Origin of the sequence: Streptomyces sp. NPDC051109 (genome assembly GCF_044455885.1) — a bacterium.
In the GTDB taxonomy this organism is placed as follows: domain Bacteria; phylum Actinomycetota; class Actinomycetes; order Streptomycetales; family Streptomycetaceae; genus Streptomyces.
Genome location: NZ_JBITFF010000010.1, coordinates 20537 through 47194, shown reverse-complemented (window position 1 = coordinate 47194; position 26658 = coordinate 20537). Strand labels below are relative to the sequence as shown.

The window sequence follows — 26658 nt, the reverse complement described above, 5'->3', positions numbered from 1 at the left end:
GCCGCGACCGACCCGGTCGCCGACGGTTCCATGAGCCCGGCCGACTTCGCCCTCGCCAAGGCGAAGGAAACGGGGCAGCCGTACGAGCTGACCTCGGCGCGCACCGAGACCTCGGACACCTGGGCGCTGCCGACGGGCAAGTGGACCGTCAAGCGCTACGGCACGACCGTGCGCGTACGGCGGGCCGGCGCGTGGGTGGCTACCGATCCGACGCTGGCGTTCGCGGCGGACGGCACGGTGGCTCCCAAGGCGTCGGCCGTCAGCATCGCCTTCTCCGGCGGTGGCACCGGGCCCCTGCTGACCGGGGTCAAGGACGGCCGCACGCTGTCGCTGACCTGGCCGAAGGCGCTGCCCAAGCCGACGCTGGCCGCGAACGTGGCGACGTACGCCAACGTGCTGCCCGACGTGGACCTCCAGCTGAAGGCCGATGTCGAGGGCTTCTCCGAGCTCCTCGTCGTCAAGACGGCCGAGGCGGCCAAGCACCCCGACCTCGCCACGCTGAAGTTCAAGCTCGACACCGTCGGCCTCAACGTCTCCGGCAATGCCACCACCGGCCTGCTGAGCGCGGTCAATCCCGCGGGCCAGACCGTGTTCACCGCCTCCGCGCCCATGATGTGGGACTCCACCACCACCGGAGCCGCCGCTCCCCAGGCCAAGACGGCGGCCCGGTCACTCGCCGCCGCGGCCGACGGGACCGAACCCGCTGCGCCCGCCGATGCGTTCGTCGCACCGTCCGGCGCCAAGGACGCGCAGATGCCGACCACCGTGGCCGGCGGCAACCTGGAGATCAAGCCCGATCAGGCCCTCCTGGCCGGCGCCGCCACCAAGTACCCCGTGTTCATCGACCCCTCGGTCGCCTGGGGCGAGCGCCAGAACTGGGCCTGGGCGTACCGGAGCTGGCCGAAGAACTCGTACTGGAACACCAAGCAGGACGTCCGCGTCGGCTACGAGAGCGACACGAACGGGCTCTCGCGTTCCTTCTTCCAGCTCGACACCGCCAACCTGAAGGGCGCCCAGGTCACCAAGTCCACGTTCCGCATCAAGGAGACGTGGTCCTGGTCCTGCACGCCCACCCCCGTGGAGCTGTGGACCACCGACCCCATCTCGTCGGCTACGACGTGGAACAGCCAGCCCGGCAAGGGCACCAAGCTGGCGACCGTCTCCGCCGCCAAGGGCCGCCCCGACTGCGGCGCCGGCAACCTCGAGTTCGACGCCACCGCGGCCGCCAAGGAGTCCGCGTCCAAGGGCTGGTCCAGCGTGACGCTGGGCCTGTACGCGTCCAACGAGAGCGACCAGTACCAGTGGAAGCGCTTCGACCCGAAGACGATCACCCTGGAGACGGAGTACAACAACCCGCCCCGGACCCCCGCCGACCCGGGGACGTCGCCCTGGGTGCCCTGCGTCGAGGGCGGCAAGATCGGCAACACCACGATCAGCCTCTACTCGACGATCTCGGACCCCGACGCCGGGAACCTGAGCGCCGAGTACCAGATCTTCAAGGCCGGCCAGAGCACTCCCGTCGCCACGCAGACCGTCCCCGCCAACAACGGCAAGGTCGCCACGTGGAACGTCCCCGACGCCAGCCTGCCGAACGGCGACTACACCTGGAAGGTCCGCGCGACCGATCAGGACAACGCCGCTTCCGGCTGGTCACAGACCTGTAAGTTCTCGGTCGACCGCAACCGGCCGACCAAGGCGCCGAAGATCAGCTCGACCGTCTTCCCCGACGGTAGGAACGGCTGGCCCGCCACCACCGGCAAGGCCCGTACGCCGGGCTCGTTCACCCTCGCCGCCAACGGCGTGCAGGACGTCACCTGGTACGGGTACTACACCGACTGGAATCCCGAGCTGAAGAGCTCCACCGTGGCCCCCGGTGCCTCGGTCAGCGTCCAGCTGACCCCGCCCGGCGCCGGCCCGCACCTGGTCTACGCCTTCAGCCAGGACGCGGCCGGCAACCGCTCCGACACCACGGCGTACCTCTTCTACGCCACCCGCTCGGCCGCCGTGGACGCCCCCGGAGACCTCAACGGTGACGGGAACCGCGACATCTGGAGCAGCGATTCCTTCGGCAACCTGCTCACCTACGCCGGCCAGGGCAACGGCAAGTTCACCCCCGGGACCAGGGCCGGCAAGAACTTCAGCGGCGCCCGCGTCGACGCGCTCGGCGACTGGACCGGCGACGGGTACAACGACCTCGTCTCCCTCGAACAGCCGGCCGGGATGACGGCCAAGAAGCTCTTCAGCTACGCCAACGACGGTCAGGGCGCGGTCGGCGACCCCGTCGAGATGACGGTGGCGTGCCCCGTGAAGAATCCCGGCGCCAGATGCGACTACGGTCCGGACTGGAACGGTGACGACCACTGGTACAACGCCGAGCAGGTCCTCGCGCCCGGCGACCTGAACGGGGACCAGGTCCCCGACCTGCTGGTCAAGCAGGGCAAGCAGCTCTGGGCGTACTACGGCAGCATTTTCGGCACCCTCGACGACAACGGGAAGCCGGTGCTCGTCGGCAACACCGACTGGGACAAGTACACCGTCGTCGCCCCCGGCGACGTCAACGGGGACAAGGTTCCCGACCTCTGGCTCCGGGACAACGCCACCGGCGACGTCCTGCGCACCTACGGCAAGAAGAGCCTGGACGGCACGACCACCGTCGACCTCGCCACCTGGGGTACCCAGACCCGCACCAAGATCGGCAGCGGTGTGGCCCAGGCGGCCTTCCCGCAGATCGGCTCGGTCGGCGACGTCTCCGGTGACGGCGTGAGCGACCTGTGGGCCCGTCAGACGGACAACACGGTCCTCGGCTGGAACGCGGTCGCCTCGGGCGGCACCGTCACGTCGTTCTCCGGCTCCTACCAGATCGACTCCGTGCCCGGAGCGAAGATCCCGGCCGGCACCACCCTGGCCTCCGGCGAGGAGTTCAACTCCGGCAACGCCAAGCTCGTCATGCGGGCCGACGGCAACCTGGTCCTGACCACCAAGGACAACAAGCAGATCTGGTCCACGAACACCGGCGGCAACAACGGCGCCCTGGCCCGTATGCAGAACGACGGGAACTTCGTCGTCTACGCCGCCAACGGCACCACCGCCCTGTGGAGCAGCAAGACCGGCACCCCCTACTCCTACGCCGTGCTGCAGAGCCGCGGTGTGCTGGCGATCTACAACGGCTCCGGCCAGAGCCTGTGGACGAGCGGCTCGCAGAGCCGGCCCGACTACAACGGCGACGGATTCACCGACGTCCTCGCCCGCGATCCTCACGGCGACGTGTGGGTCTACCAGGGAACCGGTGGAACCGGTACCGGCACGCTCGGCAGCCACTACTTCGTCGGCAACGGGTTCTGGCGCGACTACTGGACCAACCTCTACACCGCCGACCTCAACAACGACGGCCGTACGGACATCGTCGGCCGCACCAAGGAGGGCGACCTCTACCTCTTCCCGGGTACCGGCGGAACCGACACCAACTCCTTCGCTCCGCGCTACCTCATCGGTGTCGGCTGGAACGGCTACGACCTCGGCTTCGGTGACGTCAACCTCGACGGCCGCACCGACGTCTTCGCCCGTGACGCCAACGCCGACCTGTGGGTCTACGCCGGCGCGGGCGGAACCGGCACCAGCACCCTCAGTGGACGCCAGTTCATCGGCAACGGCTTCTGGCCCGGTGGTTGGGAGACCCTGCGGTACGCCGACATGAACGGGGACAGCAAGATCGACATCGTGGGCCGCACCGACCAGGGGGACGTGTACCTCTTCCCCAACGCCACCGGTGCGGACGGCAAGATCTCCTTCGGTGCCCGGACCTTCGAGGGCAACGGCTGGTGGGTCGGCGGATGGACCCCGTACCCCAGCGACCTCAACAGCGACGGCGCCCCGGAGCACGTCGGCGTGCTCAACAACGGGGAGCTCTACGATTTCCTGCCGAACCAGGGCCGCGTCCTGATCGGTAGCGGCTGGAACGGCTACGACGTCATCCTCTGACGCGCGACCGTTGACATCGAGGGGTGAGGTCCCGTCCCGGGGCCTCACCCCTTCGTCATGTGCCGTACGCGTACGGCGGGACCGGGTGCGTATCCCACACGAGGCACCTGCGCCCCGGAACGGCCCATCCGTCACCTGAAGCGGTGAACTGTCACCTGTCCCGGCCGAGAACGGGGTAGAGGGATGCTGATCTCGTGCGGGGGGCCGCAGGCAAGGGCCGCCCCCGCGCCCTCGGACGAAAGGTCCAGCCCGTCGTGACACAGCCGTTTCAACTGCCGGATTTCTATGTGCCGTATCCGGCTCGCCTGAATCCCCATCTGGAGGCCGCGCGGGCGCACACCAAGCAGTGGGCCCGCGGCTTCGGGATGCTGGAGGGGTCGGGCGTCTGGGACGAGCGGGACCTCGACTCGCACGACTACGCACTGCTGTGCTCGTACACCCACCCCGACTGCGGCGGCGACGCTCTGGACCTGGTCACCGACTGGTACGTGTGGGTCTTCTTCTTCGACGATCACTTCCTGGAGGTCTACAAGCGCACCCAGGACCGCGAGGGCGCCAAGAAGTACCTCGACGGGCTGGCCGCCTTCATGCCGATGGACCTCGCCGACGGGTTCCCCGAGCCGGCGAACCCGGTCGAGGCGGGCCTGAAGGACCTGTGGTCGCGCACCGTGCCCGCGATGTCGATGGACTGGAGGGAACGGTTCTCCGAGTCGACGCGGAACCTCCTCAACGAGTCGATGTGGGAGCTCCACAACATCAACATCGGTCGCGTGGCCAACCCGCTCGAATACATCGAGATGCGCCGCAAGGTCGGCGGCGCACCCTGGTCGGCCGGGCTGGTCGAGTACGTGTCCGCGGAGGTGCCGGCCCGGGTGGCGCACGCGCGCCCGCTCGAAGTGCTCCGCGACGCGTTCTCCGACGCGGTGCACATCCGCAACGACATCTTCTCGTACCAGCGCGAGGTGGAGCAGGAGGGCGAACTCTCCAACGCCGTCCTGGTCCTGGAGACCTTCCTGGACTGCACCACCCAGGAGGCCGCCGACCTGTCGAACGACCTGCTGACCTCGCGGCTCCAGCAATTCGAGTACACGGCCCTCGCCGAGGTCCCCGCGCTCGCCGCCCGGCACGGCCTCGACCCCGTCGAGACGGCGTCCGTACTCGCGTACGCGAAGGGCCTGCAGGACTGGCAGTCCGGCGGTCACGAGTGGCACATGGTCTCCAGCCGCTACATGAACGAGGAGGCCAAGGGGGCGGCCGCGTCCCCGCTCACCCTGCCCTTCCTGCCGACCGGGCCGGGCACCGCCGCCCTCGACCTGCGCTCCCTGTTCGCCCCCCGCGCCATGGAGCTGCGCCACCGCAGCTTCACGCACGTGCCGTTCCGGAAGGTGGGCCCTTCGCTGCTGCCCGACTTCTACATGCCCTTCCCTCTCACCCTCAGCCCGCACCTGGACCGGGCCCGCCGCGAACTGGTGCTCTGGTCGCGGGAGATGGGCCTGCTCCAGGCGCAGCCCGGCGATCCCGGCTCCGACATCTGGGACGAGGACAAGCTGGTCGGCATGGACTTCGCCCTGTGCTCGGCGGGCATCGACCCCGACGCCACGGCCGAGGCCCTGTGCCTGAGCGCGCAGTGGCTGACCTGGGGCACGTACGCCGACGACTACTACCCCAGGGTGTTCGCCGGCTCGAAGTCCCCGGGCGCGGCCCGGGCGGCGACGGACCGGCTGATCTCCATGATCCCGGTCGACCCGGCCGAGGCCCCTGAGCCGGTCACCGCGATGGAGCGGAGCCTGAAGGACCTGTGGGCCCGGACCGTCGCCGGGATGATTCCCGCGATGCGCGCGGAGTTCCGCGGGCACGTCATCGGGATGCTGGACAGCTGGGTCTGGGAGATCGGCAACGCCGCCGTGAACCGGATCCCGGATCCGGTCGACTACGCGGAGATGCGCCGCTTCACCTTCGGCTCGTACATGACCATGTTCCTGGCCAAACTCGGCCACGAGGGCGACGGGGTCCCGCCCGAGGTCTACCGGGACGGGGTGATGCGCGCGCTGGAGAGCGCGGCGGCGGACGTCGGGTGCATCACCAACGACCTGTTCTCGTACCAGAAGGAGATCGAGGTCGAGGGGGAGGTGCACAACCACGTCCTCGTCACCCAGAACTTCTTCGACATCGACTACCCGCAGGCGTTCGCGATCGTCGCCGACCTGATGGTGCAGCGCACGAAGGAGTTCGAGCACATCCGCGACCACCAACTGCCGGTGCTGTACGAGGACTACGGCCTCGGCCATGAGGCCCGGGCCTCGCTGGACGCGTACGTGCGGGAGCTGCAGGACTGGATGGCAGCGGTTCTCAACTGGCACCAGAGCGTGCGCCGTTATCGCGACGAGGACCTGCACCCGAAGTCCGGCGGCCGGGGCCCCGGGCCCCGGCTCGGCTGGAGCTCCTCGTTCGGCATGGCGGCGGCCCGGATCTCGCTGCCCGCCTGATCGCGCGGCGCCCGGCGGCCGGGGCGGGGGCGGGGCGGTCCGCTCGCCCGCCCCCGCCCCCACCACGCGGCCCCGCCACGCGGCCCCTTACGCCTGCGCCTCAGAACTCGTCCGCCGTGTGCGGCAGCAGGGGGGTGTGCAGGGCCGCGTCCAGGGCCGCCGCCGCGCCGGGGGTCCGTTCCGCCACCAGCCCGGCGGCGACCAGCTCGGCGACCCGGGTCCCGCCCAGGTAGCAGGCCGCCAGGTCCCGTACGTCGAGCTCCAGGTCGGCGGGGGCCGCGGCGCGCTCATACGTCGCCCCGCCCCGCCCGGCCTTCAGCAGGAACCGCCCGGCGTTCGCCGGCAGCCGTACGTCGGCGACCTCCAGCACCACCTCAACCGGCGCGGCCCAGGACCGCCGGGCCATCGCCGCCCGTACGTCGACCAGGCGCAGCCAGAGCGCCGGGAACTGGGCGGTGACCCTGACCTGGTCCCGGTCGGCGGCGAACCGGAGCAGCGGGTCGTCCAGCGGCCGGCCCCACGCGGAGACCTTGCCGGTCAGGTCGAGGCCGGCCATGCAGTCCCACAGGGCGGCGGCCACCGCCGGGGTGTCCGCCTCCAGTTCGTCGACGCGGACCAGGCCGGGACTGCGGGCGGAGGCGCCGTCGGCCTCGTGCTTCGTTCGGTAGAGCACGTACCCCGCGATCGGCTCGCCCGGATCGCCGAGGACGATGATCCGCGGCGGGCTCAACTCCTCGTCCTCCTCGTCCTGTTCGCAGAGCCAGGACTCGTTCCAGCGCTCCGCGTCGCGGGTCGGGCGGCCGGGCCGCCCGGCGCGGGCGGCCTCGTGGTACGGCCCGATCACCGCGAGCGCGTCCTGCGGGTCGACCAGGCGCAGCGGGCGCGCATCCGGGGCGATGCGCAGGGCCAGCGGCCGTGTCGAGTCGATCTCGATGGTGGCGCCCTGGGTGGCCGAACCGTAGCCGAAGCGGCCGTAGATGGCGGATTCGGAGGCCCACAGGGCGGCGACCGGGCTGCCCGCGGCCCCCGTCCGCCGCAGCTGCTCGTCCATCAGCGCGGTGAGCACGCCGCGGCGGCGGTGGGTGGGGGCGACGCTGACGAAGGTGAGCCCGGGGCAGGGCAGATCCGCCCCGGGCACCGAGAGCCGGAAGTCGTGCGCGGCCATGAACCCGACCAGCGCGTCCCCGTCGTAGGCGCCCAGCCGTGCGCAGTGGCGCAGGAGGGCGTGGTGGCGTTCGCGGCCCTCCGGCTCGGGGCGGTCGTGGAAGACCAGGTACGCGAGCTCCAGAGCGCGGTCGATGTCGGCTTCGGGTACCTCACGGATGTCCGCCATGATCGGGAGACTAATCGGTCATCGCGGACCGGTCACCCCATATGGGCCGGGGTGGCCGGCGGGCGCCGCTACTGCGGGCCCGTCCAGCCCGTCGGGACGTGGCCGAGGCGGACGCGCTGCGGATGGTCGCCGACGGGGACGGACACCCGCTTGGTCCCGGTGGCGAAGTCGATGGCGGTGACCCGGTCGGCGCCGCTCTCGGAGATCACGCACGCCGTGCCGTCCCCGTCGACGGTGGCCCAGTACGGCTTGTCGGCGGGCACCAGCGGCCCCTCGGCGAGGGAGGCGCGGTCCACGACGGTGGCGTAGTCGTCCATGGTGCCCGCGACGCAGAGCTTGGTCCCGTCCGGGCTCATGGACATGCCGTGGTGGCGGGAGTCGTTGACCCAGGTCGTGCGGTCCGTGTTGGTGGCGGGATTGCGCGGGAGCTCCTTGATCCGGGTGATCCGGTCGGTGGGCACGTCGTACTCGACGACCCCGTTGAAGAAGGAGACCTGGAAGTAGAGCTTCGACTCGTCGGGGCTGAAGGACATCGGCCGGACGGCGTCGGACAGGTCCGGGCGGCCGAAGGCGTCCAACCGCTCGCGCATGTCGATCACGCGGACCGTGCGGAAGGTCTGCGCGTCGACGACGGTGATCTTCCGGTCGCCCTTCGTCCAGTCCAGCCACGGCGCGTCGAGGGCGGAGGTCACGTCCCCGATGGAGCTGTTCCACAGGAAGCGGCCGTCTCGGCTGAAGGCGTTCTCGTGCGGCTTGTCACCGGTGGGGAAGGAGCCGAGCTGCCGTCCGGTGGCGATGTCGAGGACGTGCACGGTGTTGGCGGTGGAGGCGGAGACGGCGACGCGGGTCCCGTCCGGCGAGACCGCCATGTGGTCGGAGCGGTAGCCGGCGACGGGGAAGCGCCAGTTGATCCGGCCCGTGCGCACGTCGATCGAGACGACGTCGGCGAAACTGGGGCGGGAGGCGACCACGGCGGATCCGTCGGGGGTGGTGTACATGTCGTCCACGAACTGGTCGTGGCCCTCGCCCGCGCCGGCCCGGATGCCGAGGAAGAAGGCGAGCTTGATCGGGTTGAGGTAGATCTCCCGCAGCCGCTCCTCCTTGTCGGGGATCATGTTGAGCCGGCCGACTCTCGCGAGGTCGCCGGTGGAGGCGAGCACATCGGCGGTGCCCTCCCAGTTGTTCCCGACGAACAGCACCTCGCGGGCGTTCGCGCCGACGCCGGCGGCACCCGCGGCCGGGGCGGACGCCGACGCCGATGCCGGGCCTCCCGCCAGCGAGGCCGCGGCCAGCGCGCAGCCGGCGAGGAGCGTACGGACGGGGGTGCGGGCGGTGCGTGCCGTACGGGCGGTGCGTTCGGTCCGGGACATCCGCTCAACTCCGTTGCAGAAAGGCGCTGTTACCGGCCGGTAAAATAAGCGGAACAACAAAAGGGCGCAACCCTCACGGGGGTTGCGCCCTACGCCTCTCCTCTTCAGGCCACTGAGCCGATCCGGCCGATCACGCTCTTCGAGGTGTCCGGGTGGATCGGTATGTGCGCTCCGGTGAGGGCCGCGCCCGAACCGCCGCGGCGGTTGGCGACGATCTCGGCGGCGATGGACAGCGCGGTCTCCTCCGGGGAGCGGGCGCCGAGGTCCAGGCCGATCGGGGAGCGCAGCCGGGCCAGCTCCAGCTCGGTCACACCGACGTCCCGGAGCCGCTTGTTGCGGTCCTCGTGGGTGCGGCGGGAACCCATGGCGCCGACGTAGGCGACGGGCAGTTTGAGGGCGAGCTCCAGGAGCGGCACGTCGAACTTGGCATCGTGGGTGAGCACGCACAGGACGGTCCGGCCGTCGAGCGAGCCCGCCGAGGACTGGGCCTCCAGGTAGCGGTGCGGCCATTCGACGACGATCTCGTCCGCCTCGGGGAAACGGTTCTTCGTCGCGAAGACGGGCCGGGCGTCACACAGGGTCACGTGGTAGCCGAGGAACTTTCCGATCCGCACCAGGGCGGACGCGAAGTCGATCGCACCGAAGACGATCATCCGCGGCGGCGGGACGCTGGACTCGACGAGCACCTTCAGGGGCTCTCCGCAGAGCCGGCCGTCGGCGCCGATCTCCAGCACGCCCGTGCGGCCGGCGTCGAGCATGGCGCGGGCCTCTTCGGCGATGGTGCGGTCCAGCTCGGGGTGGCCCCCGAAACCGCCCTCGTGGCCGCCCTCGCCCCGGACGAGCACGGCGCGGCCCAGGAGCTCGGCCGGACCTTCCGCGATCCGGGCCACGGCCGCGGCCTCCCCGCGGGAGGCCGCCGCCAGCGCGGCCGCGAACACCTCCCGCCCGGGGGATCCCACCGGCACCGGGGTGATGAGGATGTCGATGATCCCGCCGCAGGTCAGGCCCAAGGCGAAGGCATCGTCGTCGCTGTAGCCGAAGCGCTCCCGGACGGTCTCGCCGTCCTCCAGCGCCTGCTGGCACAGCTCGTACACCGCGCCCTCCACGCATCCGCCGGAGACCGATCCGATGGCCGTGCCCTCGCTGTCGACGGCGAGTGCGGCTCCGGGCTGCCGGGGCGCACTCCCGCCGACCGCCACCACGGTGGCGACGGCGAAGTCACGTCCCTGCTCGACCCACCGGTTCAGTTCTTCGGCGATGTCCAGCATTGCGGCCTCCTCGGAGGGGTTCGGTTACCAGTATCGGATGCGTGGAGGGTCGGGGCCGGATCACCGGCCCCGCCTTACTTCACCCCGAGCCATGCCTCGATGGGGTGCTCCGCGAAGAAGATCACGAAGATCACGGTCAGAGCCCACATGAAGGCGCCGATCTCACGGGCCTTGCCCTGTGCGATCTTGATGGCCACGTACGAGATCACACCGGCGGCGACACCTGCGGTGATCGAGTACGTGAAGGGCATGAGCGCCACGGTCAGGAAGACCGGGATGGCGGTCGCGCTGTCGGCCCAGTCCACGTGGCGGGCGTTCTGCATCATCATCGCGCCGATGACGACCAGGGCCGCGGAGGCGACCTCACCCGGCACGATCTGCGTGATCGGGGTGAAGAAGAGGCAGGCGGCGAAGAAGAGGCCGGTGACGACGGAGGCGAGGCCCGTACGGGCTCCCTCGCCGACGCCGGTGGCGGACTCGACGAACACCGTCTGGCCGGAACCTCCGGCCAGGCCGCCGATGGCACCGCCGGCACCGTCGATGAACAGCGCCTTCGACAGGCCCGGCATGCGGCCCTTGTCGTCGGCCAGCTTGGCCTCGGTGCCGACGCCGATGATGGTGGCCATCGCGTCGAAGAAGCCGGCGAGCACGAGGGTGAAGACGATCATGCCGATCGTCATGGCGCCGACCTCGCCCCAGCCGCCGAAGGAGACCTGGCCGAAGAGCGAGAAGTCCGGCATCGAGACGGCGGAGCCGTCCAGGCTGGGCGGACCGTTGCGCCAGGCCTTCGGGTCGACGTCGGCGACGGCGTTGACGATCGCGGCGATCACGGTGCCGCCGATGATGCCGATGAGGATCGCACCGCGGACCTTGCGGGCCTGCAGCATGAAGATGGCGAGCAGGGTGATGCAGAAGATCAGGACGGGCCATCCGGCGAGCTGGCCGACCGGGCCCAGCTGGACCGGCGGGGCGAACTCCCCGCCGTTGCCGACGAAGCCGGCCTTCACGAGGCCGATCAGGGCGACGAACATGCCGATGCCCATGGTGATCGCGTGCTTGAGCGCGAGGGGGATGGCGTTCATGATCATCTCACGGAGGCCGGTGACGACCAGGAGACAGATCACGACGCCGTACATCACGCACATGCCCATGGCCTGCGGCCAGGTCATCTGGGGGGCGACCTGCGAGGAGAGCACGCCGGAGACCGACAGGCCCGCGGCCAGGGCCAGCGGGACCTTTCCGACGAAGCCCATGAGGAGCGTGGTCAGGGCCGCGGCGAAGGCCGTGGCGGTGATGAGAGCCTTCTGGCTCATGGTGTCTCCGGCGGCGTCCTTGCCGGAGAGGATCAGCGGGTTGAGCAGGAGGATGTACGCCATGGCCATGAAGGTCGTGACGCCGCCACGAATCTCATTGCCGACGTTGGAACCTCTGTGCGTGATGTGAAAGTACCGGTCGAGCCAAGAACGCCCGGCGGGGTTGCGAGAGCCGTCGCCGGCCTCTTCCGCGCTGGTCTTGGGCTCCACAGACGACTGGGTCATGGTGCCTAACTCCCAAGGTTCAAAGGGGCACCCGCATGGAGATTGAAGACGCGGGATTTGGGAAACTCCGTTTGGCTGCACGACCCGGGGTGACGGCCCGAGGCGACGCGAAATGCACTGCGTGTACTGCGGGTACTGCGGGGGTTCTGCGGTACTGGTGTGGTGCTGGTGGCGGCTCCGGGGTGCCGGGGCCACCGGGTGTTTCGTGGGGGTACTGCCGGGGGAACGGACCGCGAGCGGTGCGGTCTTCTCGTACTCCGGACTTCTGGCTCCAGGCGGTGCGACAGGAAGTGTGACGTTCCCGGTGTCACACCGCCCGGAGAGTCTGTGGGGGTCCGGGGGCCTTGCGGCGGGGCCTCGCGGCCCCCGGACCGGGCCGTCCTAGAGGGTGCCGGTGAGGGCTTCCGGGCGGATCGGCGTCTTGTTGAGCTCCAGACCGGTCGCCGCCCGGATCGCCGCGAGGACGGCCGGGGTGGACGACAGGGTGGGGGCCTCGCCCATACCGCGAAGGCCGTACGGCGCGTTCGGGTCGGCGAGCTCCAGGACGTCGACCGGGATGGTCGGGGTGTCGAGGATGGTCGGGATCAGGTAGTCCGTGAAGGAGGGGTTGCGCACCTTCGCGGTCTTCGGGTCCACGATGATCTCTTCCATGATCGCGACGCCCAGGCCCTGGGTGGTGCCACCCTGGATCTGGCCGACCACGGAGAGCATGTTCAGGGCCTTGCCGACGTCCTGCGCGGTCGCCAGCTCGACGACCTTGACCAGGCCGAGCTCGGTGTCCACCTCGACCACCGCGCGGTGTGCGGCGAAGGTGTACTGGACGTGGCCGTCGCCCTGGCCGGTCTTCAGGTCGAAGGCGACGGTCGGCCGGTGCCGGAACTCCAGCTCCAGGTCGATCGCGTCCTCGCCCTCCAGGATGTCGGCGATGTCCGCGAGGACCTCGCCGCCGTCGGTGACGACCTTGCCGCCTTCGAGGAGCAGCTCGGCGGTCGCCCACGCGGGGTGGTAGGAGCCGTTCTTGCGTCGGCCGATCTCCAGGACGGCCTCGCGGACGGCCTCGCAGGTGTTCTTCACGGCGCCGCCGGTCATGTACGTCTGCCGCGAGGCGGACGTGGAGCCGGCGGAGCCGACCTGCGTGTCGGCCGGGTGGATGGTCACCTGCGTGACGCCCAGCTCCGTACGGGCGATCTGCGCGTGGACGGTGACACCGCCCTGGCCGACCTCCGCCATGGCCGTGTGGACCATCGCGACGGGCTCGCCGTTGATGACCTCCAGGCGCACGCGGGCGGTGGAGTAGTCGTCGAAGCCCTCGGAGAAGCCGACGTTCTTGATGCCGACCGCGTAGCCGACACCCCGTACGACGCCCTCGCCGTGGGTGGTGTTGGAGAGGCCTCCGGGCAGCGCGCGGACGTCCGCGCCCTCGCCGGCGGTCTCCCACTGGCGCTCCGGCGGCAGCGGGCGGGCCTTGACCCGGCGCAGCAGCTCGGCGACGGGCGCCGGGGAGTCCACGACCTGGCCGGTGGGCATGATCGTGCCCATCTCCATGGCGTTCAGCTGGCGGAACTCGACCGGGTCCATGCCCAGCTTCGCCGCGAGCTTGTCCATCTGGGCCTCGTACGCGAAGCAGGCCTGGACGGCGCCGAAGCCGCGCATCGCGCCGCAGGGCGGGTTGTTCGTGTAGAGCGCGATCGCCTCGATGTCCACGTCCTCCAGGACGTACGGGCCGACCGACAGGGAGGAGGCGTTGCCCACGACCGCCGGGGAGGCCGACGCGTACGCGCCGCCGTCCAGGACGATCTTGCACTTCATGTGCGTGAGCTTGCCGTCCTTGGTGGCGCCGTGCTCGTAGTACAGCTTCGCCGGGTGGCGGTGCACGTGGCCGAAGAAGGACTCGAACCGGTTGTAGACGATCTTGACCGGCTTGTTCGTGGCCAGGGCCAGGAGGCAGGCGTGGATCTGCATCGAGATGTCCTCGCGGCCGCCGAAGGCACCGCCGACGCCCGAGAGCGTCATGCGGACCTTCTCCTCGGGGAGACCGAGGACCGGGGCGATCTGCTTGAGGTCCGAGTGCAGCCACTGGGTGGCGACGTAGAGGTCGACGCCGCCGTCCTCGGAGGGTACGGCGAGGCCGGACTCCGGGCCGAGGAAGGCCTGGTCCTGCATGCCGAAGGTGTACTCGCCCTCGACGATGACGTCGGCGCGCTTGCGGGCCTCCTCCACGTTGCCGCGGATGATCGGCTGGCGGTGCACGATGTTCGGGTGCGGGACGTGACCGGAGTGGTGGTCGTCGCGGCCCGGGTGGATCAGCGGGGCGTCCGCGGCGAGGGCGGAGGCCTCGTCCGTGACGACCGGCAGCTCGCGGTAGTCGATCTTGATCTTGGCGGCCGCGCGGCGCGCGGTCTCCGGGTGGTCGGCGGCCACGAGGGCGACCGGCTCACCGTGGTGGCGCACCCGGCCGTTGGCGAGGACCGGGGTGTCCTGGATCTCCAGGCCGTAGTTCTTCATCTCGGCCGGCAGGTCGTCGTACGTGAGCACCGAGTAGACGCCCGGCATCGCGAGGGCCTCGGAGATGTCGATCGAGGCGATCTCGGCGTGCGCGACGGTGCTGCGCAGGGTCTGGCCCCACAGCATGTCCTCGTGCCACATGTCCGAGGAGTACGCGAACTCGCCGGTGACCTTGAGGGTGCCGTCCGGGCGGAGCGTGGACTCGCCGATGCCGCCCTTGTTGTGCTTCTGGGTGACGTTGGTCGGCGTGCCGGCCGGTACCGTGCGGGTGTTCTGAGCCATGGTCAGACCGCCTCTCCCTGACGTGCGGCCGCCAGGCGGACCGCGTCGAGGATCTTCTCGTAGCCCGTGCAGCGGCAGAGGTTGCCGGACAGGGCCTCGCGGATGTCCTGGTCGGACGGGGAGCTGTTCTGTTCGAGCAGTGCGTCGGCCTGCACCAGCAGACCGGGGGTGCAGAAACCGCACTGCACGGCGCCGGCGTCGATGAACGCCTGCTGGATGTTGGAGAGCTCCACGCCCTCACCGGTCTGCGAGTCGGCCGCCCGCGAGCGGAGCTCGCTGTGGGGCCCGTGCGCCTTCCACTGCTTGGCCGCGTCCAGGGTGACGCCGCCCTTCGAGCCGCAGCCGCCGCCGGTACCGCAGGCACCGCCGTGGCCGTGCTCCTCGCGCTGCTTGGCGAACTCCGCCAGCCCCTCGACGGTCACGACGTCGCGGCCCTCGACCTGGCCGGCGGCGACCAGACAGGAACAGACCGGCACCCCGTCGAGACGGACGGTGCAGGAACCGCACTCGCCCTGCTCACAGGCGTTCTTCGAGCCCGGCAAGCCGAGCCGCTCGCGCAGCACGTAGAGAAGGGACTCGCCCTCCCAGACGTCGTCGGCTTCCTGCTGACGGCCGTTGACAGTGAAATTGACGCGCATGATTACGCAGCCCCTTCGAGCGAGCGGCCGTGGCCGGTTCCGCGGTACTGCTCCCAGGTCCAGACGAGCTGGCGGCGAGCCATGATGCCGACCGCGTGACGGCGGTACTTCGCCGTGCCGCGGACGTCGTCGATCGGGTTGGCCGCGCCGGTGGCGAGGTCACCGAACTGCTTGGCGATCGACGGGGTGATGACCTTGCGGGACTCCCAGAAGCCGCCCTCTTCGAGGGCGGCGTTCAAGAACTCCTCGGCGGCCTTCGCACGGATCGGGGTCGGCGCGGCCGACCCGATGCCGGTGCGGACCGTGCGGGTCTCGGGGTGCAGCGCCAGGCCGAACGCGCAGACGGCGATGACCATCGCGTTGCGGGAGCCGACCTTGGAGTACTGCTGGGGACCGTCCGCCTTCTTCACGTGGATGGTCTTGATGAGCTCGTCGGCGGCGAGCGCGTTGCGCTTCACGCCGGTGTAGAACTCGTCGATCGGGATCAGGCGGGAGCCGCGTACGGACTCCACCTCGACCTCGGCGCCCGCCGCGAGCAGCGCGGGGTGGGAGTCGCCGGCCGGCGAGGCGCAACCGAGGTTGCCGCCGACGCCGCCGCGGTTGCGGATCTGCGGGGACGCGACCGTGTGCGAGGCGAGCGCGAGGCCCGGCAGCTCCGTGCGGAGGTTCTCCATGATCTGCGTGTACGGAACGGAGGCGCCCAGCCGGACCACGTCCTCGCCGACCTCCCACTCCCGCAGCAGGCCGATGCGGTTCAGGTCCAGGAGGTACTCCGGCCGACGGTGGTCGAAGTTGATCTCGACCATGATGTCGGTGCCACCCGCAATCGGCACAGCTGTGGGGTACTCGGCCTTAGCGGCGAGTGCCTCCTCCCAGCTGGCGGGGCGAAGGAAGTCCATGTGCGGCTCTCTTCTTCTTCATCGTGTCGTTCACTTCAAGCCAGGAGGCCCTCGGGCCCTCGACTGGTCGTTCACGTGCTGTTAACGCGGTGTGGAGTCAGTACACAAGCCGCGCGTCCTTCGGGTGCAGTCACCGAAACCATGAAGGAGTTGGCTGGCGGCCTCCCTCGTCTTGTAGATTCGTATGAAAGGCAGGATGCAACGACCTGCCCGATTTCCAACGGCAACATTCGAGACAGATCGGCGGCGACACCATGCGGCTGCGCGCACTGCTGGAAACCGAGGCGCTGGGGCTGCGGCTGCTGGGCGGCGAGGACGAACTCGACCGGACGGTCCGCGGCGTCATGACGACCGACCTACGGGATCCCAGCCGATACCTCACCGGGGGCGAACTCGTCCTCACCGGCCTGGCCTGGCGAAGAAATTCAGCCGATTCCGAGCCGTTCGTACGAATCCTCGCGAGCGCGGGCGTCGCGGGCCTCGCGGCCGGCGAGGCGGAGCTCGGGGACATCCCCGACGATCTCGTTTCAGCCTGTCGGCGCAACCGGCTGCCGTTGTTCGCCGTGAACGAAGACGTTGCATTCGCCACGATCACGGAGTACGTGGTGCGGCAGGTCTCCGGAGAGCGCGCCGGCGATCTCGCGGCCGTCGTGGACCGGCACCGCCGCCTGATGACGTCGGGCCCCGCGGGCGGTGGACCCGATGTGGTGCTCGATCTGCTCACCACCGACCTCGATCTGCGCGCCTGGGTGCTCTCCCCCACGGGCCGGCAGATCGCCGGCGCGGGAGAACCGCTGGCACCGGGCGTCTGCGCGGCCCTGGCCGGCGAGCACCTGGCGGCGGTCCGCACCGGGCGCAGGGGCCCGCACCGGATCTCCATCCAGGGTATTACGTACTCCCTCTTCCCGATCAGGGGAGCGGGCCGGGGTCCGGGCGGCCCCGGGGCCCGCGACGTGCGCGAAAGCGTGCTCTCGGACTGGCTGCTGGCCGTCGAGGCGGACGCCGGGGACTGGCCCGCCGAGCGGCTCGACCTGCTCCAGGGCGTCACCCAGCTGATCGCCGTCGAGCGCGACCGGCGCGACGCGGCCCGTACGGTGCGCCGCCGCCTCGCGCAGGAGGTGCTGGAGCTGGTCCAGACGGGCGCCCCGCCCGCCGAGATCGCCGCCCGCCTGCGGGTCGCGGCGCCGGTGCTGCTCCCCGGGCTGGGCACCGCCCCGCACTGGCAGGTCGTCGTGGCGCGGGTCGACTGGGACGGCGGGGACATCCCCGGCGGCCCGGTGGCACAGTCGCTGCTGGAGGAGATCCTGGTCGACCCGTCCGTCTCGGGCCCCGAGCCCTCGGACCGGATCGCCGTCGCCCACGCGGGCGACGAGGCCATCGCCCTCGTACCGCTGCCCGCGCTCCCCGCGGAGCCCGGCGAGGAGAAGGGCCCGGACCGCGCCCTGCACGCCGACGAGCTGCTCTCCGCCGTACGGGAGCCCCTGCAGGCGGGTCTCGCCGACGACGGCCGGCTCACCCTGGGCGTCAGCGCGGCCGTGCACTCCGCGGAGGGGCTGCGCGGGGCGCTGGAGGAGGCCCGGCACGCCCGCCGGGTCGCCGCGGCGCGCCCGGGCCGGGTCTGCGCGGCGGGCCACCACGAACTGGCCTCGCACGTGCTGCTGCTGCCGTTCGTCCCGGACGACGTGCGCCGCGCCTTCACGGCGCGCCTGCTGGACCCGCTGCGGGACTACGACCGCCGCCACCGCGCGGAGCTCATCCCGACGCTGGAGGCGTTCTTGGACTGCGACGGCTCGTGGACGCGCTGCGCGACGCGGCTGCACCTGCACGTCAACACGCTGCGCTACCGGGTCGGGCGAATCGAGCAGTTGACGGGGCGTGACCTCTCGCGGCTGGAGGACAAGCTCGACTTCTTCCTCGCACTGCGGATGAGCTGAGCGGATCCGACCGGGGCCGCCCCCGCCGGGCCGACGGGCGGCAGGCGGTGACGAGCCGTGACGACCGTGCGCCTGACACGTCGTCCGGACTTTGTGAAAGAGTTCACCCGACCCCTTGGCCGAAGGCTCCGATCCGTGCTCTCATTTCGCCCCAGGGCTCAACGTCGTGCTGCTTGGTTGCTTTGGGGAGGGCAATGTGGCGGATACCGCCATGTCCGGTGCCGGAACTACGGGGGGAGACGACCCCCTCCAGCGGGCGATATGGCGGCTGCGCTCGCGCGGCTGTTGGAGCGATGCGGCAGCGCTGCTGACGCCCCATCTGCACGACGCCGGCGCGGCCGTGCAGCGGACCGCGCTGCTGGTCGAGCGGTGCCTGTTCACCGGGCAGGGCTGGGCGGAGGCGGAGGACGCGCTGCGGGTCGCGGAGGCGGTGGCCCGCGACGACGACGAGCGGGGTGCGGCGGCCTGCGAGCGGGGGCAGCTGGCGTACGCGGCGACCGTGCTCGGGGTACGCGACCGCTCGGACGAGGCCCGCTCCGCCCTGGGCCGGGCGGCGGCGCTGCTGTCCCCCGGGTCCCGGACGCGCCCGCTGCTGGACTTCCGGCGGGGGCTGGTCGCGGAACACCTCGCGGACGCCCCGCAGTCGGCCCGCCCGGCGTACCGCCGGGCCCATGCCGGGGCGCTGGCGCACGGGGACACGCTGTTGCTGTCCTTCACCTGGCGCCACCTGGCGGCGCTGTCCCTGCGGGACGGGGAGGTGGCGGAGGCCCGCAAGGGCTTCGCCGAGTCCCTGCGCATCCGGGAGGACCTCGGCTTCCTGATCGGAACGGCCCCCGCGCTGGCGGCGCTGGCTGAGGCCGAGCCGGAACCGGAGGCGGCCCGCCTGCGGGCGGAGGCACGCCGCCTGTTCCACCTCCTGGGCGGCATCCCCACCTGGCTGGCCGACCAGCTCCACCCGGACAAACCCAGCCCCGCCGGCGTGTGAGGGCGGCCCTGCGGCGGCCCCGGTGACTCCCGGCGGCGGCCGGCGGCGGCTGGCAGCCGGCGGCTTGAGGCGACTCCCGGGGGCCCCGGCCGCTTCCGCTCAGCGGGCGGTGAAGTGGGCGCGGAGCAGGGGTTCGATCAGGGAGTGGTCACCCGCGATCAGGGCCTCCAGGAGGGCCGTGTGCTCCGCCGCGTCCGCGACGAGCTCCGCCCGGCGGGTGCGCGGGGCCCCCGGGAGCGGCCACTGGGACCTGCGGTGCAGTTCCTGCGCCACCGAGACCAGCTGCTCGTTCCCGCCCAGCGAGAGCACCTCCCGGTGGAAAGCGCGGTCCGCGTCCGCGTACCCCGCCAGGTCACCGGCCTCGGCGGACCCGGCGGCTGCGGCCGCCACCGGCCGCAGCGCCACCCAGGCCTCCGCGGGGACCGTACGGGCGAGGCCCAGCACCACGGGCACCTCCAGCAGCGCCCGTACCTCCGCCAGCTCCGCCAGGGCCCGCGGCGTACGCGACAGCACCCGGAAGCCCCGGTTCGGGAGGCACTCCACCGCCCCCTCCAGCGCGAGCTGCTGCATCGCCTCGCGCACGGGCGTCGCGGAGACCCCGAAGCGCTCCCCCAGGGCAGGCCCGGAGTAGATCTCGCCGGGCACCAGGTCCCCGTCGACGAGCGCGGCGCGCAGCGCGTCGAGCACCTGCCCGCGCACCGAGTACCGCAGCACCTTCTGCGCCGGGATCAGCGCCGCCACCCTGCCGTGGGCCGCCTCGTGCACTCGGTCCTCCTCGGGGTCTCGACCTGACCTGCGCACTCCCGAGAATAGGCGAATCGGTCCCGCAGGTGCTGGTACGGCCGTCCTAGATCAGATAAGGTAAGGCTTACCTCTCCTGTTTCCGACCGTGCGAATCGGTGGTCCCGCCATGCCCGACAGCTCCGTCGTCGCCCTGCCCCCGGCCGGCTCCCCGGTGGCGGACGCGTACGCACGCCTGTCGCAGGTGTACGCCCGCCTGCAGGTCACCGAGCGCGCGGCGCACGAACCCGCCCCTCGCGGTGTGGGGTGGATCGGCGCGGACGCGCTCGCGGCCGGCGGGGCCGAGGTGGACGGCTACCTCGCCTGGGACGACGCCCAGGTCCTGCGGGACTACGGCCGCCAGGCCCGCCCCGACGTGGTGGCCACCTTCGGGCTGCACCGGTACGCGTGGCCCGCGTGCCTGCTCATCACGGCCCCCTGGTTCCTCGACCGCCGGGTGCCCCGCCTCGCGGCGCGGGACGTGGCGTTCCACCGGACCCAGGGGCGCATGAGCGTGCGCGTCGAGTCCTTCTCCTGCCTGCCGGACGATCCGGCGGCCGCGCTCCCCGGGGCCCGTGTCGTGCCCGACGAGGAGGCGCTGCGCGCCGAGGTGCGGGCTGCGGTGGCCCACCACCTCGAACCGCTGCTGGAGGCCTTCGGCCCGCGCACGCGGCGCGGCCGCCGCGCCCTGTGGGGCATGGTGACCGACGAGATCGTCTCCGGCGTCTGGCACCTCGGGAAGCTCGTGGACGAGGAGCACCGGGCCATGGCCGAGCTGGAGGCGCTGCTGCCCGGCCGGACGGCCCCGTACACCGCCGGCGCGGCGTTCCGCACGCTCTCCGGCCCGCGCGGCGAACAGCTCCCCACCCGGGACCGGGCCAGCTGCTGCCTCTTCTACACGATCCGGCCCGAGGACACCTGCACCACCTGTCCCCGCACCTGCGACGCGGAGCGCATCGTCCGCCTCACGACTGCCGCCTGACCTCTGAACCCACTCGTACGACTGACCGTTATCGAACACAACTCTGGTCGTGCGAGCGGTAGTTCGAGTGACAACACCCTATCCGGCGGGCCCCGCCCCCCGATGGCGTCCACTTGCCCCGAAACCCGCATGCCGGGCCGATCTCCTGGGTCACCATGGCTCCCGGAAGGCCGCACACGCGAGGCAGAGGCAAGGGACATCCGCATGAGACTGACCGACATATCGCTGGACTGGCTGCTGCCCGGCAGCCTGCTGATCCTGGGCGTACTTGCGGCAGTTGCGGTACTGGCCCGGGGCAAGCGGGAAGGCGAAAAGGCCGCGGCCGAAGACACCTGGGAGCGCAGCGAAGAGCGGCGGCGGCGCAAGGAAGCCGTCTACGGAACCGCCTCCTACGTCCTGCTGTTCTGCTGTGCGGCGGTCGCCGCCGCGCTCTCCTTCCACGGACTGGTCGGCTTCGGCCGGCAGAACCTGAACCTCTCCGGCGGCTGGGAGTACCTCGTCCCCTTCGGTCTCGACGGCGCCGCCATGTTCTGCTCGGTGCTCGCCGTCCGCGAGGCGAGCCACGGTGACGCCGCCCTCGGCTCCCGCATGCTGGTCTGGCTGTTCGCGGGCGCGGCCGCCTGGTTCAACTGGGTGCACGCGCCGCGCGGCATGGGCCACGACGGCGCCCCGCAGTTCTTCGCCGGGATGTCGCTCTCGGCGGCCGTCCTCTTCGACCGCGCCCTCAAGCAGACCCGCCGGGCCGCGCTGCGCGAACAGGGCCTGATCCCGAGGCCGTTGCCGCAGATCCGGATGGTCCGCTGGCTGCGGGCGCCCCGGGAGACCTTCGGCGCCTGGTCCCTCATGCTGCTGGAGGGGGTCCGCACCCTCGACGAGGCCGTCGACGAGGTACGCGAGGACAAGCGCGAGCGGGAGCAGGACCGCCACCGCCGGCGCGATCAGAACCGGCTGGACCGGGCCCGCATCAAGGCCCTGGGCAGGCAGAACCGGGCGTTCGGGCGCTCCCGCGCCCGCCAGGTCGACGTACCGGGGCTGGCCCCCGGATCGGGCTCCGCGCCGGTCGGCGCGGAGCCGGCCATAGCGGAAACGGGACAGCTGCCCGCACCGCGCCGCCGGCCCTCCCTGCAGGCCGTGCACGGACCCGAGAGCGCTGAGGTGACCGGCACTCGGACGGTGGACCTCACCGCCGAGGACGACACCCAGACGATCCCCCGCCTCGACTCGCTCGAACGCAAACTCAAGGACCTGGAGCAGCAGTTCGGCTGACGGCTGCGCACAGGACCGACCCCGGGGGGCCCGCCGCTCAGGCGGGTCCCCCGTCGTACGCACCGTCGTAGGTACCGCCGTACGTACCGCCGTAGGCCCGGCCGCCCAGGGCCCCGTCCAACTCGAACCAGACCACCTTGCCGCCGGCCTGGACGGGCGCGTCCACGCCCCAGGCGTCGGCGAGGGCCTGCACCAGCACCAGTCCGCGGCCGTGCGTACCGTCGTCGGCGGTCGGTACGTACGGTCGGGGCCGGCGCGTGGCGTAGTCCCGGACCTCCACCCTCAGCCGGTCCGCGGCGAGCCTCGCGGACACCTCCGCCCCCTGGTCGGTGTGGACGAGGGCGTTGGTGACGAGCTCGGTGATCAGCAGCTCCGCCACCTCGGCGGTGTCGGCCGGGCACCGGTGGCGCATCAACTCCCGTAAGGCTCGGCGTACTTCGCCCACGGCCTTGAGATCCGCCCGGCGTATGCTTCGGGTGATCTGCACCGCGTCCACCACTCTCCCGTCCTCGACGGACGGTTCACGCGGTTCGGGCCGCCCTCTCCTCCACTGCTTCCCGGTCTTCGCCCCCACCCGCACGGCGATGCCCCTCCCCCGCAAGTTCCCGTGGATCTCGAACTGGTCTACGGGGATGCATGCCCGCCGGGGCAATCCGCACTCCTGCGGGCTTACGGGAGCGGCACGTTGCGCAGGTTGGATCGAGCCATCTGGATCATTCTCCCCACGCCACCGTCCAGCACGATCTTGCTGGCGGAAAGTGCGAAACCGGTCACCATCTCGGCGCTGATCCTGGGTGGAATGGACAGGGCGTTGGGATCGGTCACCACGTCCACCAATGCGGGTCCCTTGTGCCGGAACGCGTCCTTCAAAGCCCCCGCGAGCTGCTTGGGCTTCTCGACGCGGACCCCGAACGCACCCGCCGCGCGGGCGATCGCCGCGAAATCCGGGTTGCGGTTGGTCGTTCCGTACGAAGGAAGGCCGGAAACCAGCATTTCCAACTCGACCATTCCGAGCGATGAGTTGTTGAAGAGGACCACTTTGACGGGCAGGTCGTACTGCACCAGGGTGAGGAAATCTCCCATCAGCATCGAGAAACCGCCGTCGCCCGACATCGACACCACTTGACGGCCGCGGTCGGTGAACTGCGCCCCGATGGCCTGCGGGAGGGCGTTGGCCATGGAGCCGTGGCTGAAGGAGCCGATGATGCGCCGCTTGCCGTTCGGGGAAAGATAGCGCGCCGCCCACACGTTGCACATGCCCGTGTCGACAGTGAACACGGCGTCCTCGTCCGCCAGTTCATCGAGGACGGAGGCCACGTACTCGGGATGGATCGGGGTGTGCTTCTCCACCTTGCGGGTGTACGCCTTCACCACGCCTTCCAGGGCGTCCGCGTGCTTCTTCAGCATCCGGTCGAGGAAGCGGCGGTCCGTCTTCGTCTTGACCCGGGTGTTGAGGGCGCGCAGGGTCTCCCGTACGTCTCCCCAGACGCCGAGGTCCAACTGCGAGCGTCGGCCGAGGTGTTCGGGGCGGATGTCCACCTGGACGATCTTCACGTCGTCGGGCAGGAAGGCGTTGTAGGGGAAGTCCGTGCCGAGCAGGATCAGCAGATCGCACTCGTGCGTGGCCTCGTAGGCGGCGCCGTAGCCGAGCAGCCCGCTCATGCCCACGTCGTACGGGTTGTCGTACTGGATCCACTCCTTGCCGCGCAGGGCGTGCCCGACGGGCGCCTTGACCCGGCCCGCGAACTCCATGACCTCGGCGTGCGCCCCGGCGGTGCCGCTGCCGCAGAACAGGGTGACCTTGTCGGCCTCGTCGATCAGCCGGACCAGCTTCTCGATCTCCCCGTCGCCGGGGCGCACGGACGGCCGCGCGGTCACGAGCGCGTGCTCGATGCTCTTCTCCGGGGCGGGGAGGGAGGCGATGTCTCCGGGCAGCGCGACCACGCCGACGCCGCTGCGGCCGATGGCGTGCTGGATGGCTGTCTGGAGCACGCGGGGCATCTGCTGCGGATTGGAGATCAGCTCGCAGTAGTGGCTGCACTCGGTGAACAGCCGGTCGGGGTGGGTCTCCTGGAAGTAGCCGAGGCCGATCTCGCCGGAGGGGATGTGGGAGGCGAGCGCGAGGACCGGGGCCATGGAGCGGTGGGCGTCGTAGAGGCCGTTGATCAGGTGCAGGTTGCCGGGGCCGCAGGAGCCCGCGCAGGCGGCGAGCCGGCCGGTGATCTGGGCCTCGGCGCCGGCGGCGAAGGCTGCGGTCTCCTCGTGGCGGACCTGGATCCACTCGATGCCGCCGGTCCGGCGGATGGCGTCGACGACGGGGTTCAGGCTGTCGCCGACGACTCCGTACATCCGGCGCACGCCGGCGCGTACGAGGATGTCGACGAACTGCTCGGCCACGTTCTGCTTGCCCATGGAGAAGCGCCCTTCCGTTGCCCGCGGGTACGCCCGTCCATCCATCCACACTCTGCGCGGTCACGCCTCCCAGACGGCGGCGGCCGTCCGGTCGTCGGCGTAGCCCTTGAGGCGGAGCTGGGTGTCCGCGAGGAAGGACGCGAGGCCGGGGGGCTCGGCGCGGGCCCAGCGGGCCGCGAGTTCGGCCGAAAGGAGTACCTCCTCGCGCATGGGGTCGGCGAGCCCTCCGGAGCACAGGAGCAGGGTGTCGCGGGGCCGCGCCACGGCGGCGCGGAACCGGAATCCCTCCGCGGCGGTCTCGGCCGGGTCCGCGTCCGAGCCCGGCAGCGTCTTCGGCTCCAGGTCCTCCCAGGCCCCGCCCCGGAGCCGGAACAGGCCGCCGGCGCCCGCGCCGAAGGAGACCCGGGTCTTGCACTCGGGGTCGATGGGGAGCAGCAGGACGCGCAGGCCGGCGGTGTACGCGTCCTCCGGGAGCCCGAGCTCGGCGGCGCGGGCGCGCAGGCGCCCGTAGCCCCGGTCGGTGAGGCGCTGGAGCCCCGAGCGCAGGGCGTCGCGCCGGCCGGCGCGGATGTCGTCGGCCAGCCGTTCCCGGCTCCGGCCCACGGCCGAGGCGATCCAGCGGCACAGCTCGGCGGCGGCTTCGGCGGCGCCGGGGGCGGCGCGGTCGCCGCCGGCGAGGGCGACGAGGACGAGCGCGTCGTCGCCGCTGCCGAAGCGGGCGGTCAGCAGGAAGTCCCGCCGGGCCTCGCCGCGGAACCGGGCGGAGTCTCCGCGCACGGAGGTGGCGCGCAGGGTGTACGCACCGTGCCGGGCGCCTTCGAGCACGGTGTCGGGCACGAGCTCCTCCAGCGCCCCGGGGTCGGCGAGGGGCAGCGCCCCGGGCTCGGCGGCGTAGGTGGGCGCCCGGTCCCCGAGGAACTCCACGACGGGCCGCTCCCCGTCCCACACCGCCGCCGCCTCCCCGGCACCGGCACCGGCACCGGCTCCGGCTCCGGACCAGGGCTCACCGGCGACAGGATCCCCCGACCCGGCCGGGGGCGGGGCATCCGCCTGCCCGGCACCGGGGACGTCCCATGGAGCCGAAGGCTCCGCACCCGAGCGCGGATCCGGCACGGAGTCGGAGCCGGGCGACGGCTCGCGGCCGGGCCGGTTCCCCGGGCCGGGTTCGGGTGCGGGTTCGGGTGCGAGTGCGGGGTCGGCCGCATGCGCCGGGCCGGGGCCCCGGCCGGGCCGGGGAACGGGCTCAGCCGAAGGCGGCGCGCCGGGGCCCGGGGCGGGCCAGGGGTGGAAGCCCGGCTCGGCACCGGCGCCGGCCCCGGATCCGGGCCAGGGTGGCGTACCCGTGGCCCCGTCGGGGGTCCGCTCGGTGGGTGTCTCCCGGGCCGGGGGCTCGGGTGGGGCGCCCCAGCGCCGGACCGGCAGCTCGGGCGGCGCCTCGGGGAGGGCCGGCGGCACGGTCACACTGCCCAGGCCGTACCCCGTCGTCCCGGGCTCCCGCGGATCCCGGGGCGGCGGCGCCGACTCCGGGTCGGCCTCCCTGCGCGGCCTGGGCAGCACGGCGTACGGGGGCGGCACGGGCCCCGGCGGCGGCCCGAAGGACGCAGGCCCCGGCGGTACCGGTGGCGTGGGCCCCGGCCCGGTCGCGGGCGGCCCCGCGGGTGTGGGCGGAACCCGGTCCGGCCCCGGCGGCGCGGGGGGCACGGGCGGCGCGGGGGGCACGGGCGGCGCGGGGGGCACGGGCGGCACGACCGCCGGGCCCGGCGAGGCACCCGTCGGCGGCGGCCCGGGCGCGCCCTGGGGTGGGACTCGGGTGGTGACGGACGATGCCGAGTGGAAGCGGGAATCCAGGGTGTCGGCCGGGTCCGGGGTGGGGGCCGGGTCCGGGTCCGGGGTTTCGTACAGCTTCTGCCACCAGTCGTCCGCGCCCTGCTGACTCATGGGCTCATTCTCGGCCCCCCGCAGCGGCAGAAAACGCCGAATCCGCGAAAAGGGGTCCACCTGG

17 protein-coding genes are annotated in these 26658 nt (G+C 71.8%); 6 read left to right on the top strand and 11 right to left on the bottom strand.

Going from position 1 to position 26658, the window contains the following annotated elements:
* Positions 1-30 precede the first annotated feature (30 nt).
* Together ACIBAD_RS19820 and ACIBAD_RS19815 are read left to right on the top strand one after the other, a co-directional pair.
* Positions 31-3978: an FG-GAP-like repeat-containing protein gene (locus ACIBAD_RS19820; protein WP_398907884.1), complete on the top strand. Its 3948-nt coding sequence runs from the start codon at positions 31-33 to the stop codon at positions 3976-3978.
* Between the two features lie 254 nt (positions 3979-4232).
* Positions 4233-6464, top strand: coding sequence for a germacradienol/geosmin synthase (locus ACIBAD_RS19815; RefSeq protein ID WP_398907883.1), 2232 nt, complete (start codon positions 4233-4235; stop codon positions 6462-6464).
* A gap of 100 nt (positions 6465-6564) precedes the next feature.
* Here the strand turns inward: ACIBAD_RS19815 and ACIBAD_RS19810 are convergent, their stop codons facing one another.
* The 7 genes from ACIBAD_RS19810 to ACIBAD_RS19780 all read right to left on the bottom strand — a co-directional run bounded on the left by ACIBAD_RS19810 (position 6565) and on the right by ACIBAD_RS19780 (position 16297).
* On the bottom strand, positions 6565-7797 hold the full coding sequence (locus ACIBAD_RS19810; protein ID WP_398907882.1) for a GNAT family N-acetyltransferase: 1233 nt from the start codon (positions 7795-7797) through the stop codon (positions 6565-6567).
* A gap of 68 nt (positions 7798-7865) precedes the next feature.
* Positions 7866-9167: a YncE family protein gene (locus ACIBAD_RS19805; protein WP_398907881.1), complete on the bottom strand. Its 1302-nt coding sequence runs from the start codon at positions 9165-9167 to the stop codon at positions 7866-7868.
* A 104-nt stretch (positions 9168-9271) separates the two neighbouring features.
* Entirely contained in the window at positions 9272-10435 is a 1164-nt protein-coding gene (locus ACIBAD_RS19800) for an XdhC family protein (RefSeq protein WP_398907879.1), read from the bottom strand.
* A gap of 74 nt (positions 10436-10509) precedes the next feature.
* Complete coding sequence (locus ACIBAD_RS19795; protein WP_134070157.1) at positions 10510-11973, bottom strand: NCS2 family permease; 1464 nt, start codon at positions 11971-11973, stop codon at positions 10510-10512.
* Between the two features lie 381 nt (positions 11974-12354).
* Complete coding sequence (locus tag ACIBAD_RS19790) at positions 12355-14760, bottom strand: xanthine dehydrogenase family protein molybdopterin-binding subunit (RefSeq protein WP_398907878.1); 2406 nt, start codon at positions 14758-14760, stop codon at positions 12355-12357.
* A 2-nt stretch (positions 14761-14762) separates the two neighbouring features.
* Complete coding sequence (locus ACIBAD_RS19785; protein ID WP_134070161.1) at positions 14763-15398, bottom strand: (2Fe-2S)-binding protein; 636 nt, start codon at positions 15396-15398, stop codon at positions 14763-14765.
* 2 nt (positions 15399-15400) lie between these two features.
* The gene (locus tag ACIBAD_RS19780; RefSeq protein ID WP_134070163.1) at positions 15401-16297 is read right to left on the bottom strand and encodes a xanthine dehydrogenase family protein subunit M; all 897 of its coding nucleotides are present in this window, start codon (positions 16295-16297) and stop codon (positions 15401-15403) included.
* Positions 16298-16551: 254 nt separating this feature from the next.
* Here ACIBAD_RS19780 and ACIBAD_RS19775 point away from each other — a divergent pair, with 254 nt between their 5' ends.
* Together ACIBAD_RS19775 and ACIBAD_RS19770 are read left to right on the top strand one after the other, a co-directional pair.
* A complete protein-coding gene (locus ACIBAD_RS19775) occupies positions 16552-18231 on the top strand; it encodes a PucR family transcriptional regulator (protein WP_134070165.1) in 1680 nt (559 codons plus the stop codon).
* 196 nt (positions 18232-18427) lie between these two features.
* Positions 18428-19216, top strand: coding sequence for a hypothetical protein (locus ACIBAD_RS19770; protein ID WP_134070167.1), 789 nt, complete (start codon positions 18428-18430; stop codon positions 19214-19216).
* Positions 19217-19315: 99 nt separating this feature from the next.
* Here ACIBAD_RS19770 and ACIBAD_RS19765 read toward each other — a convergent pair whose 3' ends face one another.
* On the bottom strand, positions 19316-20035 hold the full coding sequence (locus tag ACIBAD_RS19765) for a GntR family transcriptional regulator (protein ID WP_398907993.1): 720 nt from the start codon (positions 20033-20035) through the stop codon (positions 19316-19318).
* A gap of 91 nt (positions 20036-20126) precedes the next feature.
* Between ACIBAD_RS19765 and ACIBAD_RS19760 the strand changes: the two genes are divergently transcribed.
* Both ACIBAD_RS19760 and ACIBAD_RS19755 read left to right on the top strand, forming a co-directional pair.
* A complete protein-coding gene (locus ACIBAD_RS19760; protein WP_134070172.1) occupies positions 20127-20978 on the top strand; it encodes a (2Fe-2S)-binding protein in 852 nt (283 codons plus the stop codon).
* Between the two features lie 204 nt (positions 20979-21182).
* Complete coding sequence (locus ACIBAD_RS19755) at positions 21183-22244, top strand: DUF2637 domain-containing protein (RefSeq protein WP_134070174.1); 1062 nt, start codon at positions 21183-21185, stop codon at positions 22242-22244.
* Positions 22245-22281: 37 nt separating this feature from the next.
* On the opposite strand, the gene ACIBAD_RS19750 is transcribed toward ACIBAD_RS19755, so the two are convergent.
* From ACIBAD_RS19750 to ACIBAD_RS19740, 3 genes are all read right to left on the bottom strand, one after another.
* Positions 22282-22713, bottom strand: coding sequence for an ATP-binding protein (locus ACIBAD_RS19750; RefSeq protein ID WP_134074319.1), 432 nt, complete (start codon positions 22711-22713; stop codon positions 22282-22284).
* Between the two features lie 200 nt (positions 22714-22913).
* Positions 22914-24656 carry a pyruvate dehydrogenase gene (locus tag ACIBAD_RS19745; protein ID WP_398907877.1) on the bottom strand — a complete coding sequence of 581 codons (1743 nt, stop codon included), beginning with the start codon at positions 24654-24656 and terminating at the stop codon, positions 22914-22916.
* Between the two features lie 60 nt (positions 24657-24716).
* A complete protein-coding gene (locus ACIBAD_RS19740) occupies positions 24717-26594 on the bottom strand; it encodes a protein phosphatase 2C domain-containing protein (RefSeq protein ID WP_398907876.1) in 1878 nt (625 codons plus the stop codon).
* Between the last annotated feature and the right edge of the window lie 64 nt (positions 26595-26658).